The organism is Saccharothrix sp. CCNWYY140, from assembly GCF_037401995.1.
Lineage (GTDB): Bacteria > Actinomycetota > Actinomycetes > Mycobacteriales > Pseudonocardiaceae > Actinosynnema.
This window is the reverse complement of sequence record NZ_JBBEGC010000012.1, coordinates 83,741-99,230: the sequence shown is the minus strand read 5'-3', so window position 1 is coordinate 99,230 and position 15,490 is coordinate 83,741. Positions and strand designations below refer to the sequence as shown.

The 15,490-nt window shown below is 72.1% G+C and carries 13 protein-coding genes; 11 read left to right on the top strand and 2 right to left on the bottom strand.

What is annotated here, in order from left to right:
* The first annotated feature begins 151 nt into the window (after window positions 1–151).
* The 5 genes from pcaH to pcaC all read left to right on the top strand — a co-directional run bounded on the left by pcaH (window position 152) and on the right by pcaC (window position 4,135).
* Window positions 152–874, top strand: a complete 723-nt coding sequence (pcaH, locus tag WBN91_RS09735; RefSeq protein ID WP_337723427.1) for a protocatechuate 3,4-dioxygenase subunit beta — start codon at window positions 152–154, stop codon at window positions 872–874.
* On the top strand, window positions 867–1,448 hold the full coding sequence (gene pcaG / locus WBN91_RS09730; protein ID WP_337723426.1) for a protocatechuate 3,4-dioxygenase subunit alpha: 582 nt from the start codon (window positions 867–869) through the stop codon (window positions 1,446–1,448). The genes pcaH and pcaG overlap by 8 nt, the downstream gene beginning before the upstream one ends.
* Window positions 1,423–2,763: a 3-carboxy-cis,cis-muconate cycloisomerase gene (gene pcaB, locus WBN91_RS09725; protein WP_337723425.1), complete on the top strand. Its 1,341-nt coding sequence runs from the start codon at window positions 1,423–1,425 to the stop codon at window positions 2,761–2,763. The genes pcaG and pcaB overlap by 26 nt, the downstream gene beginning before the upstream one ends.
* Window positions 2,760–3,518: a 3-oxoadipate enol-lactonase gene (gene pcaD, locus WBN91_RS09720; RefSeq protein WP_337723424.1), complete on the top strand. Its 759-nt coding sequence runs from the start codon at window positions 2,760–2,762 to the stop codon at window positions 3,516–3,518. The genes pcaB and pcaD overlap by 4 nt, the downstream gene beginning before the upstream one ends.
* A gap of 257 nt (window positions 3,519–3,775) precedes the next feature.
* The gene (gene pcaC, locus WBN91_RS09715; protein ID WP_337723439.1) at window positions 3,776–4,135 is read left to right on the top strand and encodes a 4-carboxymuconolactone decarboxylase; all 360 of its coding nucleotides are present in this window, start codon (window positions 3,776–3,778) and stop codon (window positions 4,133–4,135) included.
* A 75-nt stretch (window positions 4,136–4,210) separates the two neighbouring features.
* Here the strand turns inward: pcaC and WBN91_RS09710 are convergent, their stop codons facing one another.
* Window positions 4,211–4,915 carry an SDR family NAD(P)-dependent oxidoreductase gene (locus WBN91_RS09710; protein ID WP_337723423.1) on the bottom strand — a complete coding sequence of 235 codons (705 nt, stop codon included), beginning with the start codon at window positions 4,913–4,915 and terminating at the stop codon, window positions 4,211–4,213.
* 111 nt (window positions 4,916–5,026) lie between these two features.
* Here WBN91_RS09710 and WBN91_RS09705 point away from each other — a divergent pair, with 111 nt between their 5' ends.
* The 3 genes from WBN91_RS09705 (at window position 5,027) to WBN91_RS09695 (ending at window position 11,852) form a co-directional block, all read left to right on the top strand.
* Complete coding sequence (locus WBN91_RS09705; RefSeq protein ID WP_337723421.1) at window positions 5,027–8,101, top strand: AfsR/SARP family transcriptional regulator; 3,075 nt, start codon at window positions 5,027–5,029, stop codon at window positions 8,099–8,101.
* 108 nt (window positions 8,102–8,209) lie between these two features.
* The gene (locus WBN91_RS09700; RefSeq protein ID WP_337723420.1) at window positions 8,210–10,009 is read left to right on the top strand and encodes a hypothetical protein; all 1,800 of its coding nucleotides are present in this window, start codon (window positions 8,210–8,212) and stop codon (window positions 10,007–10,009) included.
* A 37-nt stretch (window positions 10,010–10,046) separates the two neighbouring features.
* Window positions 10,047–11,852, top strand: a complete 1,806-nt coding sequence (locus WBN91_RS09695) for a hypothetical protein (RefSeq protein WP_337723419.1) — start codon at window positions 10,047–10,049, stop codon at window positions 11,850–11,852.
* A gap of 58 nt (window positions 11,853–11,910) precedes the next feature.
* On the opposite strand, the gene WBN91_RS09690 is transcribed toward WBN91_RS09695, so the two are convergent.
* Window positions 11,911–12,450 carry an MOSC domain-containing protein gene (locus WBN91_RS09690; RefSeq protein ID WP_337723418.1) on the bottom strand — a complete coding sequence of 180 codons (540 nt, stop codon included), beginning with the start codon at window positions 12,448–12,450 and terminating at the stop codon, window positions 11,911–11,913.
* Window positions 12,451–12,533: 83 nt separating this feature from the next.
* On the opposite strand from WBN91_RS09690, the gene WBN91_RS09685 reads away from it, so the two are divergent.
* The 3 genes from WBN91_RS09685 to WBN91_RS09675 all read left to right on the top strand — a co-directional run bounded on the left by WBN91_RS09685 (window position 12,534) and on the right by WBN91_RS09675 (window position 15,408).
* Window positions 12,534–12,770, top strand: a complete 237-nt coding sequence (locus tag WBN91_RS09685) for a hypothetical protein (protein WP_337723417.1) — start codon at window positions 12,534–12,536, stop codon at window positions 12,768–12,770.
* Between the two features lie 182 nt (window positions 12,771–12,952).
* Window positions 12,953–13,939, top strand: a complete 987-nt coding sequence (locus WBN91_RS09680; RefSeq protein ID WP_337723416.1) for a LacI family DNA-binding transcriptional regulator — start codon at window positions 12,953–12,955, stop codon at window positions 13,937–13,939.
* Window positions 13,940–14,088: 149 nt separating this feature from the next.
* The gene (locus WBN91_RS09675; protein WP_337723415.1) at window positions 14,089–15,408 is read left to right on the top strand and encodes a lysine N(6)-hydroxylase/L-ornithine N(5)-oxygenase family protein; all 1,320 of its coding nucleotides are present in this window, start codon (window positions 14,089–14,091) and stop codon (window positions 15,406–15,408) included.
* Window positions 15,409–15,490 lie beyond the last annotated feature (82 nt).

The window sequence follows — 15,490 nt, the reverse complement described above, 5'->3', positions numbered from 1 at the left end:
GTCGCCGGGCGGGTCTGGTTCAGAACGTAGGGGTCGTGCGCGGTTCACCGGTCAGGGGTTGGTCTTCCGGTGAGTGGAAGTCTCCGTTGACCGCCGCCGGCCGCGGTCCCTACGTTCGATCTTGGAAACCTCGACGGACGGGAGACCGGCGGTGCCCTCGCAGACCACGCCGCAGTACCGGCGGGACCCGGAGTCCCAGCCGCCGGTGCGCTGGCCCGACTACCGCTCCAACGCCCTGCGCGCCCCGAACCGGCCGCTGGTGCTCCTGCCGCACCGCCTGGGCGAGATCACCGGGCCGCTGCTGGGCGAGGGCCGGGTCGGCCCGCACGACAACGACCTCACCGCGGGTCACGACGGCGAGCCGCAGGGCCAGCGGATCATCGTCTCCGGCCGGGTCCTCGACGGCGACGGACGCCCCGTCCCGGGCACGCTGGTGGAGGTGTGGCAGGCCAACGCGGGTGGCCGCTACCGCCACGACGGCGACCGCCACCCCGCGCCGCTGGACCCGAACTTCACCGGCGTGGGCCGCACCCTCACCGACGCCGAGGGCCGCTACCGGTTCACCACCATCCACCCCGGCGCCTACCCGTGGCGCAACCACGACAACGCCTGGCGACCGGCGCACATCCACTTCTCGCTGTTCGGCACGGCGTTCACCCAGCGCCTGATCACCCAGATGTACTTCCCGGGCGACCCGCTGTTCTTCCAGGACCCGATCTACAACTCGGTGCGCGACCCGAAGGCCCGGGAGGCGATGGTCGCCCGCTTCGACCTGGACACCACCGTCCCGGAGTGGGCGCTGGGCTACCAGTGGGACATCGTGCTGCGCGGCAAGACCCCCACGCCGCTGGAGGAGGAGGACGACGATGAGTGAGCCGCTCACCACCACGCCGTCGTTGATCACCACCCCCTCCCAGACGGTCGGCCCGTTCTTCGGCATCGGCCTGCCGTGGGCGGACGGCCCGTTCGTGGTCCCCGACGGCACGCCCGGCGCGTTCCGCGTCGAGGGCAGCGTCCTGGACGGCCGCGGCGACCCCGTGCCCGACGCCGTGGTCGAGACCTGGCAGGCCGACCCGGACGGCCGCTTCGACCACCCCGACGACCCGCGCGGCGCGGTGCGCTGGAAGGACTTCCGCGGCTTCGGCCGGTGCGCGACCGACGCCGACGGCCGCTACGGTGTGCTGACCGTGAAGCCCGGCCCGCTGCCGACCGGCGACGGGGGATGGGAGGCGCCCCACCTGGACGTGTCGCTGTTCTGCCGGGGCGTGCTGGTGCGCCTGGTCACCCGGATCTACTTCCCGGACGAACAGGCCAACGCCCACGACCCGGTCCTGACCGCCCTGGACCCGGCCGCGCGGGCGACCCTGATCGCCGCCGCCACCCCGTACGGCTACCACTTCGACATCCGGCTGCAAGGGGAGCATGAAACCGTCTTCTTCGACGTCTGACCTGTTCGGCCCGTTGTTCACCGACCCGGCCGTCGAGGCCGAGATCAGCGATTCCGCGTGGCTGCGGGCGATGCTCGACTTCGAACGCGCGCTGGCGATCGTGCAGGCCCGCGCGGGCATCGTGTCCGAGGCGGCGGCGCGGATGGTCGTGACGGCGATCGACGTCGGCCACTACGACCCGGCCGAGCTGGGCGCGGGCGCGCTGACCTCCGGCACCCCGGTCGTCCCGCTGGTCCGGGCGATCGGCGCGCACGTCACCTCCGAGGGCAAGGCCGCCGTGCACAACGGCGCCACCAGCCAGGACGTCCTGGACACCGCCCTGTCCCTGGTGGCCCACCGCGCCCTGGGGCCGGTCCTGTCCGGCCTGCGCGGGGTGGCCAAGGAGTGCGAGCGCCTGGCGCAACGCCACCGCGACACCCTCATCGCCGGCCGGACCCTGGCCCAGCACGCGCTGCCCACCACGTTCGGCCTCAAGTGCGCGGGCTGGCTGGTCGCCGTGGACGAGGCCGTGGACCACCTGACCCGCGTCCGCGAGGAGCGCCTGGCCGTCCAGTTCGGCGGCGCGGCGGGCACCCTGGCCGCGGTCAACGACCCGAGCCTGATCGACCAGCTGGCCGCCGAACTCGGCCTGGCCGCGCCGCTGATCCCGTGGCACACCAACCGCACCCGCGTCGCCGAACTCGCCGGCGGTCTCGGCGTGGTGTCCGGTGTCCTGGCCAAGATCGCGCAGGACGTCGTGCTGCTGGCCCAGACCGAGGTCGCGGAGGTCGCCGAGGCCGAGGGCGGCACGTCGTCGGCCATGCCGCACAAGCACAACCCGGTGCGCGCGGTCCTGGTCAACGCCTGCGCCCGCCGCGTACCCGCGCTGGTCTCGACCGTGCTGTCGGCGATGGCGCAGGAGCACGAGCGGGCGGTGGGCGCGTGGCACAGCGAGTGGCAGACCGTCACCGAGCTGCTGCGCCTGGTCGGCGGCGCGGTGCGCGGCGTCCGCGAACTGCTGTCCCGCCTGCGCGTCGACCCCGACCGCATGCGGCACAACCTCGAATTGACCGGAGGCCTGCTCATGGCGGAGAACGTGGCCGTCCGCCTGGCGGCCCGCATCGGCCGCGCGGAGGCCCAGGACCTGGTCGCCGAGGTGTGCCGCGCGGCGGTCCTGTCCGGCCGTTCGCTGCGCGAGGCGCTGGAGGCGGACCTGCGCATCGACCTGTCCGTCGAGGAGATCGCCGAGGCCTTGGACCCGGCCGGCTACATCGGCAGCGCCGGCGAGTTCGTCGACCGGGCGCTGGCCGCCCACCGGGGGAGGCCGGGCCGGTGAAACCGCACCACGAGCTGACCGGCCCAGCGGACGCGCCGGTCCTGGTCCTGGGCAACTCCCTGGGCACCACCACGACCCTGTGGGACGCCCAACTCCCGGCCCTGACCCGGCACTTCCGCGTCCTGCGCTACGACCACCGCGGTCATGGCGGCACCCGACCGGTGCCCGGCCCGTACCGCCTGGACGACCTCGGCGACGACGTCCTGGAACTCCTGGACACCCTGGGCCTGGCGCGCGTTTCCTATGCGGGCGTCTCCCTGGGAGCGATGGTCGGCATGTGGCTCGCGGGCCACGCCCCGGAACGCGTGGACCGCCTGGTCCTGTGCTGCACCACCGCCGCCTTCCCCTCGGCCCAGCCTTGGCACGACCGCGCGGCGACGGTCCGCGCCTCCGGCACCGCATCGATCGCGGGGCTGGCGGTCTCCCGCTGGTTCACCCCCACCTACGCCACCCGCAACCCCGAGGTGATCCGCGCTTTCGAAGGCGAGCTGTCCACTGTGGATGACGAGTCCTACGCCTCCTGCTGCGACGCCCTGGCCGCCCTGGACCTCCGCTCGGTCCTCCCGGCGATCGAGGCCCCGACGGCGGTCATCTCCGGCAAGTACGACCTCGCCACCCCACCCGACCAGCAACGCCTCATCGCCGACTCGGTGCCGGGCGCGGTGCTGCACGAGGTCGAGGCCGCCCACCTGGCCAACGTCGAGGCCCCGGACGCGGTGAGCCGCATCCTCCTGGACCACCTGGTCGCCCGATGACCACGGACGACTTGGGAGGCGAGGTCGAACTCGGCGCGAGCGCGGCGGGCGAGGACGGTGCCGGCGGGAGTACGGCGGGTGGCGCGGCCGATGCCGCCGCGGCCGGCGCGGGTGCCGCCGGCGCGGGTGCGGCTGGCGGGAGTGCGGCCGGCGTGGGTGCGGCCGGCGGTGGCGCGGTGGGCGGGAGCGGGGCCGGCGGCGAGGATCTGGCGGGCCTGGGCGGCGGCGCGGCCGGCGAAGCGGGTGGCGGTGATGCGGTGCGGCGGGACCAAGGTATGCGGGTGCGGCGCGAGGTGCTCGGTGATAAGCACGTGGACCGGGCTGTCGCGCGGACGGACGGGTTCACCGCCGACTTCCAGGACTTCATCACCCGCTACGCCTGGGGCGAGATCTGGACCCGGCCCGGTCTCGACCGGCCCACCCGGTCGTGCGTCACGCTCGCGGTCCTCGCCACCCTCGGCCACGACGCCGAACTGGCCATGCACATCCGCGCCGCCCTCCGCAACGGCCTGACCCGCGACGAGATCGGCGAGGTCCTGCTCCAGGTCGCCGTCTACGCCGGGGTCCCGGCCGCCAACCGCGCGTTCGCGATCGCCCAGCCGATCCTGGCGGAGTGACATATCAAATGTGTTGGACGATCGCGGAGAAAAACCGCCCGGAACATCGCGATCGTCCAACACATTTCACCTCCATCACCAGGTCGGCCGCGCGCTGACCCCTCCGTCCACCACGAGGTCGTGCCCGGTGATCCAGCGGGCGAACGGCGAGGCCAGGAAGACGCACGCGTCGCCGACGTCCTCGGGGGTGCCGAGTCGGCCGAGGGGTGCGGCGGCGTGCCAGCGCTGAACACCCTCCGGCCACGCGTCGGCTAGACCGGGGCGGTCGACCAAGCCCGGTGACACGGTGTTGACCCGGATGCCGAAACGGCCGTACTCCAGTGCCGCGGACCGGGCGTGCATGATCAGCGCGGCCTTCGAGGCGCAGTAGTGCGCGTGCCCGGCGGCGGGTTGGGTGCCCTGGATGGACGCGATGTGCGTGATCGAGCCGCCCGTCCCGCGCATCACCCGCGCCGCCGCCTGGGTGACGGCGAAGGCGCTGAGCACGTTGGTGTCCACGACCGCGCGCCAGTCGGCGACGGTCATGCCGTCGAGGTCCTGGTCCGGCTGGACGCCCGCGCAGTTGACCACGGCGTCGAGCCTTCCAGCGCGGCGGACGGCTTCGGTGACCAGGTCGTGGCACGCGGACTCGTCGGTCAGGTCGGCGCGCACGAAGTCACCCTCGGCCGAGTGGGCGTGCGGGACGACGGTCGCGCCGGCCTGGGCGAACCGCCGCGCGATGCCTGCTCCGATCCCGCCGCTGGCGCCGGTGACCAGGACGGTGGTTCCGCTGAGGTCCATGATCGGGACGGTAGCCGGGGATTCGGAGGACCGAAGGCGCGGGCCGGGTGTGAGAGGAGTGTTAGTGGTCCGGCGGATACTTGTCGTCCGACCAGTTGACCGGGGGGCTGTGTGCGGATCGCTGCACTGGGACCGATCGAAGCGGTGTCGGACAAGGGGGTAGCGAACCTGGGGGGACCGAAGCCGAGGACGTTGCTGGCCGCGTTGGCCCTCGAACCGGGCCGGGTCGTGTCCGTCGAGCGGCTGGTGGACCTGGTGTGGGACGACAACCCGCCGCAGACCGCGGCGTCGTTGGTGCACACCTACGTGTCGAGCCTGCGCCGCGGGTTCGCGGCCGTCGGCGACCAGCGCAGCCTGGCGACGCGCGCGCCGGGTTACGCGCTGGACGTGGACCCCGAGGACGTGGACCTGGTGCGCTTCGCCCGGCACCTCCGGGAGGCGTCGCGGGCCGAGCGGGCCGGTGACGAGGCGGGTGCGGCGCGGGGGTACCGCGAGGCGCTGGAGGAGTGGCGCGGGCTCGTCGCGTTCGACGGGGTGCCCGCCCGGTTCGCGCGGGTGCGCGCCGACTCGTTGCAGGACGACCGGCTGTCCGCCGAGGAGGGGCTGGCCCGCTGCAACCTGGCGCTGGGCCGGGTCGCCGCGGTGGTGTCCCGGATGACCGCCGTGTCGGCGGCCCACCCGCTGCGCGAGGAGGCGCGGGCGCTGCTGATGCAGGCGCTGTACCTGAGCGGGCGGCGGGGTGACGCGCTGGCCGTGTTCCGCGACGGGCGCGAGCACCTGGTGGCGGAACTGGGGGTCGAACCGGGCACCGCGCTGCGGCAGGTCCACGCGCAGATCCTGGACGGCACCTACCGGACCACCGGGTCGGCCACCGCCACCCTGACGAAACGGCCGGCGCCCGAGGTCCGGCCGCGAGTGGTGCCCAACCAGCTGCCCCCGGACCTCGCCGACTTCGTGGGCCGCCGCGAGCAGGTCGACCGCGTGCTGGCGCTGGCCCGGGACGGTGAGCGGTCCGCGGTGCGCGTCGTCGTGGTGTCCGGGGCGGGTGGCGCCGGCAAGTCCACGCTCGCGGTGCGCTGCGCGCACGTGCTGTCCCGCAGCTACCCCGACGGCCAGCTGTTCGTGAACCTGCGCGAGGCGGGCCGCACGGTCGACAGCCGGGAATTGCTGGGTCGCTTCCTGCGCGCCTTGGGCGCGCCGAGCGCGGACCTGCCCGACAGCGAGGACGAGCGCGCCGAGCTGTACCGGATGACCACCGCGACCAAGCGGCTGATCATCGTGCTGGACGACGTGCGCGCCGAGCACCAGGTGCGCCGGCTGCTGCCCGCCTCCGGGCACAGCCTGGTCCTGATCACCAGCCGGTCGCGCCTGACCGGGCTGGCCGGGGCGACCCCGGTCGAGCTCGGCCTGCTGTCGGTCGAGGCGTCGGTGGAGATGCTGCGCCGCATCATCGGCGACGAGCGGGTGGACGCGGAGCCGGAGGTCGCGGCGTCGATCGCGCGGCTGTGCGGTGGCATCCCGCTGGCCATCCGCGTGGCCGGCGCCAAGCTGCTGGCCCGGGCGCACTGGCCGCTGTCCGCGCTGGCGGCCCGCCTGTCGCACGAGCACCGAAGACTCGACGAGCTGTCGGTCGGCGACCTCGCGCTGCGGGCCAGCCTCGAGGTCGGGTACGCCGAGCTGGACGGCCGGCAGCGGCGGCTGTTCCACCTGCTGGCCCTGCTCGACCTCCCGGACTTCGGCGCCTGGCTCGCCGCGCCGCTGCTGGACATCGACCTCGAGGGGGCCGAGGACGTCGTCGAGGAGCTGGTCGACCTGCGGCTGCTGGACGTCATGGGCGTCGACGTGCTGGGCCGCATCCGGTACTCCTTCCACGACCTGGTCCAGCTGTTCGGCGTGGAGCGGGCGGAGCGCGAGGAACCCGCGGACGTGGTGGCGGACGCGTTGCGGCGGGCGCTGCTGACCTGGATGGCGCTGGTGGAGACCAGCGCGGCCCGCCTGCCGCGGGTCACGGTGGGCCTGACGCCGCCGGTGCGCGCGGGCGACGCCGAGGTGGACCCGCGGCTGACCGACGAGGCGGCGGCCGACCCGATGGGGTGGCTGACCTCGGAGACCAAGACCATCGTGCGGGCCGTCGAACGCGGTCACGACCTGGGCATCGACGAGCTGAGCACGACGTTGATCGCCGCGATGCTGTCGTCGCCCTTCGCGGTGCGCAACGAGTTCGACGGGTGGCAGCGCACGCACCGCGCCGCCCTCGACGCGGCCGTGCGGTCGGGCGACCGGACCGCCGAGGCGACCGTCCGGGCGGGCCTGGGGCAGCTGTTCTACGAACGCGACGACTTCGCCGCGTCCCTGGAGCAGTTCACCTCCGCGCTGGAGATCGCCACGGCCGTCGGCGAGCGCGCGATCGAAGGCGTGGCGCACCTGGGCATCGGCACGGTGCTGCGCGACCTGGGGCGGCTCGCGCAGGCGCGGGAGAGCCTGACCGCCGCGATCGGCTCGGGCGACCCGGGCGTGGTCGTCGCCGCCGAGTACGGGCTCGGCGCGATCCTGCGCGACCAGGGCGACCTCGACGCCGCGACGACCGCGTTGGGCCGGTGCGTCGAGCTGTACCGGGAGCTGGGGGACGTGCGCGGCGAGGCGCTCGCGTTGCGGGGGTTGAGCCTGTGCCACCGCGCGACCGGCGACCTGGCCCGCGCGGGCGCGTTGAGCAGGCAGGCGCACGCGATCCTGGTCGGCGTCGACGACGTCCTGGGCGCGACGTACGCCCTCCAGTCGGCGGCCAAGGCGGACTTCCGGGCGGGGCGGACCGAGGGCGTGGCCGCCACGCTGGAGTCCTGCCGCGACGTCTGCGCGCGGCACAAGGACCGGTTCGGGGTGGCGCTGACGACCCGGACGCTCGGCGAGTTCGCCCTGGCCCGGGGCGACGCGGGCGGCGCCGCGGCGCTGCTGTCCGAGGCGCTGGACCTGTGGCGCGAGCTGCGCCTGCCGGTGTGGGAGGCGCGGACCCTGCGCGACCTCGCCGCCGCGACGGTGGCGACCGACGCGGAGGCCGCCCGCGAGCAGTGGGCGCGGGCCACCGCCCTGGCCGCCGACCTGGGCCTGCGGGAGCGGGAGGAACTGGCCGACCTGACCCCGCAGCGGTGGCGCGAGCGGGTTTCCAGGCCGCTTGCAGGAAACCTCTAGGCGTCCTGCGGTCCCGGCGCCCCGGCGCCCGTCGCGCTTGCAGCCGACTTCCAGTCGCGTCGCCGAACCTCGTGGTTGTCGATTTCAGATCCCACGAGGGGGAGCGAGATGAGCAGGACGACAGGACAGGTCGCCAGACGGGCGTTGCTGGTGGGCGCGCTCGTGCTGGGCGTGGGGGCGGGCGCCGTGGCCGTGCCGGCGTCGGCCGAGGAGAACCGGATCACACCGCAGGAGCCGGGTATCGGACAACAGGTGGTCACGACAGCGGATCTGCAAGCGAGCGCGACCATCACGCGTTCGGAGGTGCTCAAGCGGGCCCACAGCTGGGTCCAGGCGAGCGTGCCGTACAGCCAGTTCGGCACCTACACCAACGAGTACGGCACCTACCGGCGCGACTGCTCGGGGTTCATCTCGATGGCGTGGGGCCTGTCGCCCAGCGGGATGAGCTCGCCGACCACGTGGACGCTGCCCAACTACAGCACCTGGCTGAACAGCCTCGACGACCTCAAGCCCGGTGACGCGATCGACGAGGTCAACTCGCACGTCGTGCTGTTCGTCCGGTGGACCGACGCCAGCCGGACGGCCGCGGTCGTGTACGAGTCGACGTCCTTCGGCGGTCCGGAGGGGCCGTACCCGGGCGCGATCGAGCGGACCTGGTCCCGGAGCTCCCTGGAGAGCGGCGGGTACCGGCCCTTGCGCTACAACGGCATCGTCGACGACGCGAACCCCGTCACCTCGGGCGTCCGGTCGGTGGTGACCACGTCGGACGGTTCGCAGCTGTTCGGCGTGGGGCCGGACGGGCATGTCGTGTCGACGTTCTGGTCCGGGTCGATCAGCACGAACGGCGGTTGGCACGACTGGTTCACGATCCCGACCGGATATGCCGATGGCGTGGCCGCGCCCAACGCGTCGGTGACCTTCACGAAGATCAACGGTCGGATGCAGCTGTTCACGACCGCTTCCAACGGGTATGTGATCTCGACGTTCTGGGACCCATCGATCCCGACCAACGGCGGCTGGCACGAGTGGTTCGCCATCCCGACCGGTTACGGTGACGGCAAGTCCTCCGGTGTGGTGACGGCGACGACGATCAACGGTCAGCCGCAGCTGTTCACGACGGCTCCGGATGGGCACGTGATCTCGACGTTCTGGTCCGGTGCGATCACCTCGAACGGTGGTTGGCACAGCTGGTTCGCGATCCCGACCGGCTTCGCCAACGGCAAGACGGCGACCAACGCGACCGTGACCGCGACGACGATCAACGGTCAGCCGCAGCTGTTCACCACGGCTCCCGACGGCCAGGTCATGTCGACCTTCTGGTCCGGCTCGATCACCACGAACGGTGGCTGGCGCGAGTGGTTCGCCATCCCGACCGGGTTCGCCAACGGCAAGGCTTCGGGCAACGCGGTGGTCACCGCGACCACGATCAACGGTCAGCCGCAGCTGTTCACCACCGCCCCCGATGGCCAGGTCATGTCGACCTTCTGGTCCGGCTCGATCCCGACCAACGGTGGCTGGCGTGAGTGGTTCGCGATCCCGACCGGGTACGCGAACGGCAAGGCAGGCGCCAAGGGCGCGGTGACGATGACGACGATCAACGGTCAGCCGCAGTTGTTCACGACCGCTCCCGATGGCCAGGTCATGTCGACCTTCTGGTCCGGCTCCATCCCGACCAACGGTGGCTGGCGCGAGTGGTTCGCGGTGCCCACCGGCTACAACAACGGTCAGGCCGCCACGAGCGCCCGGGTCGGCATGATCATGCTGAACAACCAGCCGCAGCTGTTCACCACGGCGCCGAACGGCTACGTGATCTCGACCTTCTGGTCCGGCTCGATCACCACGAACGGTGGCTGGCACGAGTGGTTCGCCATCCCCACCGGCCACCACGACGGCCGGCAGCGGGTCTGACGTGCACGCGACAAGCGGAACAGACGGGAAGAGACCGATGCGTGCACGTCGTGCGCTGTCCGCGGCGCTGTCCCTGGCGGCGCTGGCCGGCGGGATGTCGCTGGCACTGACCGGGCCCGCGGTGGCCCAGGAGTCCGACCCGGCCGAGGTGTGGCCCGCGCAGGTGGGTGCGTCGTTCGCCGCGCTGCCCTGCGTCCCGGGCGGCCCGACCGGCCAGGACGGGGCCAACGCGACTGCGTTGAACCCGCAGCTGACCAACAAGATGCGCAACAACCTCAACGCCTACAACATGTCCTGCGCCCGGGCGGTGGTCGAGGCGGTGAAGGGCCGCGGGTACAACCAGCGGGCCGCCGCGATCGCCGTGTCGACCATCATCGTCGAGACCAGCATGGCCAACCTGGACGGCGGCGACCTGGACTCGGTCGGCCTGTTCCAGCAGCGGGAGTCGTGGGGTTCGTTCGCGCAGCGCACCGACCCCGGGTACGCGACCGGCAAGTTCCTGGACGTGATGTCGGCGTTCTACCCCAACGGTTCCTGGAACACCGCGCCGATCGGCGACGTCGCGGCCGACGTCCAGCGCCCGCACTCGGACTACCGGTACCGCTACGGCGTCGAGGCGGCGGACGCGGTCCGGATCGCCGACCACCTGTGGGGCGCGCCGCCGGCCGCTCCGGCGGGGGTGCGGTCGGTGGTGACCACATCGGACGGTTCGCAGTTGTTCGGTGTGGGTGCCGATGGGCATGTGGTGTCGACGTTCTGGTCGGGTTCGATCACGACCAACGGTGGTTGGCACGAGTGGTTCTCCATCCCCACCGGGTATGCCGATGGTGTGGCGGCGGCGAACGCGTCGGTGACCTTCACGAAGATCAACGGTCGGATGCAGCTGTTCACGACCGCTCCGAACGGGTATGTGATCTCGACGTTCTGGGACCCGGCGATCCCGACCAACGGTGGTTGGCGCGAGTGGTTCGCGATCCCGACCGGTTACGGTGATGGTCGGTCGGCGGGTGTGGTGACGGCGACGACGATCAACGGTCAGCCGCAGTTGTTCACCACGGCTCCGGACGGTCAGGTGATCTCGACGTTCTGGTCCGGTTCGATCACCTCGAACGGTGGTTGGCACAGCTGGTTCGCGATCCCGACCGGTTACGCCAACGGCAAGACGGCGACCAACGCCACGGTGACGGCTACGACCATCAACGGTCAGCCGCAGTTGTTCACGACCGCTCCGGACGGTCAGGTGATCTCGACGTTCTGGTCCGGCTCGATCACCACGAATGGTGGCTGGCGCGAGTGGTTCGGGATCCCGACCGGGTACGCGAACGGCAAGGGTTCCGCCAACGCGGTGGTCACCGCGACGACGATCAACGGTCAGCCGCAGCTGTTCACGACGGCTCCGGACGGCCAGGTGATCTCGACGTTCTGGTCGGGGTCGATCCCGACCAACGGTGGCTGGCGTGAGTGGTTCGCGATCCCCACCGGGTACGCCAACGGCAAGGCGGGGGCGAACAGCGCGGTCACCGCGACCGTGATCAACGGTCAGCCGCAGCTGTTCACCACGACCGCCGACGGCCGGGTCGTCTCGACCTTCTGGTCCGGGACCATCCCGACCAACGGTGGCTGGCACGAGTGGTTCGCCATCCCCACCGGGTTCGGCGACGGCATCGCCTCCCGGGCGGCCCGGGTCGGCATGATCATGTTGAACAACCAGCCGCAGCTGTTCGCCACGTCGGCCGGCGGGCACGTGATGTCCACCTTCTGGTCGGGGTCGATCCCGACCAACGGTGGCTGGCGTGAGTGGTTCGCCATCCCCACCGGCCACGGGGACGGCAAGCTCCGCTGACACCGACCGGCCGAACACGCCGCCGACGGGGACCCGTTCCCGTCGGCGGCGTTCGCCGTCAGACCGGCTGGAGCGGGGTGTGCGGGGTGGCGGGGAGTTCCACGCGGATCGGGTCGCCGGGGCGGACCTCGCCGCCGACCAGGACGATCGACATGATGCCCGCCTTGCGCACCACGTTGCCCTCGGCGTCGCGGCCGACCACGTGCTTGAGCAGGCCGTCGGAGAAGCCGTCGATCTGCGGGCACGGGTTGCGCAGGCCGGTGACCTCGACGACCGCCTCCGCGCCCAGGTGCAGGCGGGTGCCGGTGGGCAGGCCGAGCAGGTCGACGCCGCGGGTGGTGATGTTCTCGCCCAGCGCGCCCGCCGTGACGGGGTGGCCGAGGGCGTTGAGCTCGTCGTGGAGTTCGGCGTGCATGAGGTGGACCTGGCGCAGGTTCGGTTGCGTGGGGTCACGGCGGACGCGGGAGCGGTGCTTGACCAGCTCGCCCGCGTGGACGTCGCCCTCGACCCCGAGCCCGGCGACGAGCCGGATGGCGTCCTCGTTCGGTTTGGTGAACGTGTACTCACCGCTACGGCTGACTGCCTCGATGTGCCCCATGATCGATGACCCTAATCGGTAAGACTTCGCGGGGTCGCGGCGATAAACCCGGTGCGAGCCCTGCGGAACGACGGTGGAAGATCATGGACGACGAACTGAACCAACGAGCACGAGCGGTCCTGCGGGCTGTCGCGGCCGGCCGTGCCGAAGTGACGCACAGTCAGGAGCCCGACCTGCGGGTCGACGGTCTGCTGTGCAGCGACCAGGTGACCGCCCGCCAGTTGGCCCACGCCGGACTGGTCCGTCCGGCGGCCCGTGGTGGTGACGGTCCGTGGGTGCCGGCGGAGATCACGCCGGCCGGTCTGGCCCTGCTCGCGTGATCGTGGGGCGGTCGGGACGCCCTGCCGGAGGCGACCGCGCCGTCGTTCTTTCGCCCGGACGGCCGCTGCGCCAGGGGTGTGAACCGGTCTTGACGTTGACGAGTCCCGCACGGTTGACTGCGCGCTCGTAACCGGTTTCGGTACCGGTTCCACAACGCCGTGGTCCTACCGGGGAGTGCCCAGTGCGAGTCACGATCGCCGAAGTCGCCCAACGCGCCCAGGTGAGCAAGGCGACCGTGTCCCGCGTGCTCAACGGCAAACCCGACGTGGACGCGGCGACGGCGGCGCGGGTGCGGCAGGTCATCGCGGACGTCGGTTACGTGCCCAGCGCGCGGGCCGTCGGGCTGGCGAGGGGTCGCGCCCGCACCGTCGGGATGCTCGTGCCGTCGCTGACCTGGCCGTGGACCAGCGAGGTCGTCCAGGGCGCGGTCGACGAGGTCGAGGCCGAGGGGTACGGGCTGCTGCTGTACACGGTCAACCGGGGCGCGGAGTCGCTGGCGCAGTTCGCGAGCCACGTGTCGGCGAAGGCGTTCGACGGGCTGCTGGTCATCGAGCCGCCGGACACCTTGAGCTACATCGAGACGCTGCACACCCAGGGCCTGCCGGTCGTGATGATCGACGACCGGGGCAGCCGGCCGGGTTTCCCGTCGGTGGCCACGACCAACCGCGAGGGCGCACGGGACGCGGCGCGGCACCTGGTGGCGGCCGGCCGGCGGCGGTTCGCGGTGGTGACCGGTCCGTTGACCTTCGGGTGCGTGAAGGAGCGGCTGGACGGTTTCCTCGACGCGCTGGCCGAGCAGGACGTCCACGTGGACCCGCGCTTGGTGGTGGAGGGCGACTTCACGACCGACCGGGGCGCGGTGGCGGCGGAGAAACTGCTGGGCGCCGGGCTGCCGTTCGACGCCGTGTTCGCGCACAACGACTTGTCGGCGCTCGGCGTGATCCGGGCGTTGCGGGCGGCGGGGCGGACGGTGCCCGAAGACGTGGCGGTGGTGGGCTTCGACGACATACCGGTCGCCGCGCACACCGAGCTGACCACGGTCCGGCAGCCCATGCGCGAGATGGGCGGCGCGGCGGCCCGGATGCTCTTGTCACGCCTCGACGGCGGCACATCCACACCCGAACCGGCGATCTTGCCGACGACCTTGGTCCCACGCCGGTCCGCCTGACGCCGCGGTTCCCCCGAAGCGCCCTTTCATCGATGCGAAAGGTGAGGCTAGCCTAATCTCCGGAGAGGTCCGGATCACTCCCACCGTGCGCGGACTTAGGTTAGGGTAACCAAAGTTCGATCTCCTGTTGTCGCACCGATGGGACAGCCATGCCACAGCCACCTGTCTTCGACGTCCTCGGCGTCGGCTTCGGGCCCTCGAACCTGGCGCTCGCGATCGCCGTCACCGAGTACAACGCCGCCGCGCGCCCCGAAGACGTGGTGACCGCACACTTCCTGGAGCGCCAGCCCCGCTTCGGTTGGCACCGCGGGATGCTGCTGGACGACGCGACCATGCAGGTGTCGTTCCTCAAGGACCTGGTGACGCTGCGCAACCCGACCAGCCCCTTCAGCTTCCTGAACTACCTGCACGGCCAAGGCCGGCTGGTCGACTTCGTCAACCACAAGAACCTGTTCCCGCTGCGCGTGGAGTTCCACGACTACTTCGAGTGGGCCGCCGGTCAGGTGGACGACCTGGTCTCCTACGACCACGAGGTGGTGTCGGTGCGGCCGGTCGTGGAGGACGGGGTGGTGACCCACTTCGACGTCGGCTCGCGCACGTCCACCGGCGAGGTCGAGGTGCGGCGGGCGCGGAACCTGGTGCTGGCGACCGGGTTGCGGGCGAGCCTGCCCGACGGGGTCGAGCCGTCCGAGCGGGTGTGGCACAACCGGGACTTCCTGCACAAGGTCGAGGCGCTGGCCGACCCGCGGCGGCTGGTGGTGGTCGGCGCCGGGCAGAGCGGGGCCGAGGTGACCGCGTACCTGCACGAGCGGTTCCGCGGCGCGGAGGTGTGCGCGGTGTTCGCGCGGTACGGGTACAGCCCGGCCGACGACAGCTCGTTCGCCAACCGGATCTTCGACCCGGGCGCGGTGGACGAGTACTACGAGGCGCCCGAGGACGTGAAGCGCAAGCTGATGGGCTACCACGCCAACACCAACTACGCGGTGGTGGACAACGACCTGATCGCCGAGCTGTACCGCCGGGTGTACCGGGAGAAGGTGCTGGGCGTGCGGCGGTTGCGGGTGCTGAACCTGTCGCGGATCGCGGAGCTGTCCGAGTCGGCGGACGGCGTGCGGTTGACCGTCGAGTCGCTGTCCAGCGGCGAGCGGGAGGTGCTGGAGGCGGACGCGGTCGTGTGCGCTACCGGGTACCGGGAGGCGGACCCGACCGACCTGCTCGGCGAGCTGGCCGGGCGGTGCCGGCGGGACGCGGACGGGCGGCTGCGGATCGGGCGGGACTACCGGGTCGCCACCGACGACGGCGTCTCGGGCGGGCTGTACTTGCAGGGCGGGACCGAGCACACGCACGGGATCTCGTCGTCGCTGCTGTCCAACACCTCGGTGCGGGTGGCGGAGATCCTGTCGTCCGTGCTGGCCCGCCGGGAGACCGCCGTGCCGGAGCAGCCCGCGTACGCGGCCACCGGCCGCTGAGTCCATTGTGGACCAAAGGGTCGTGGCCGGGCCGGGCTCGCTTCGGTTAGGCTCGCCTAAACGGTCGGACCAGGGAGCGTGC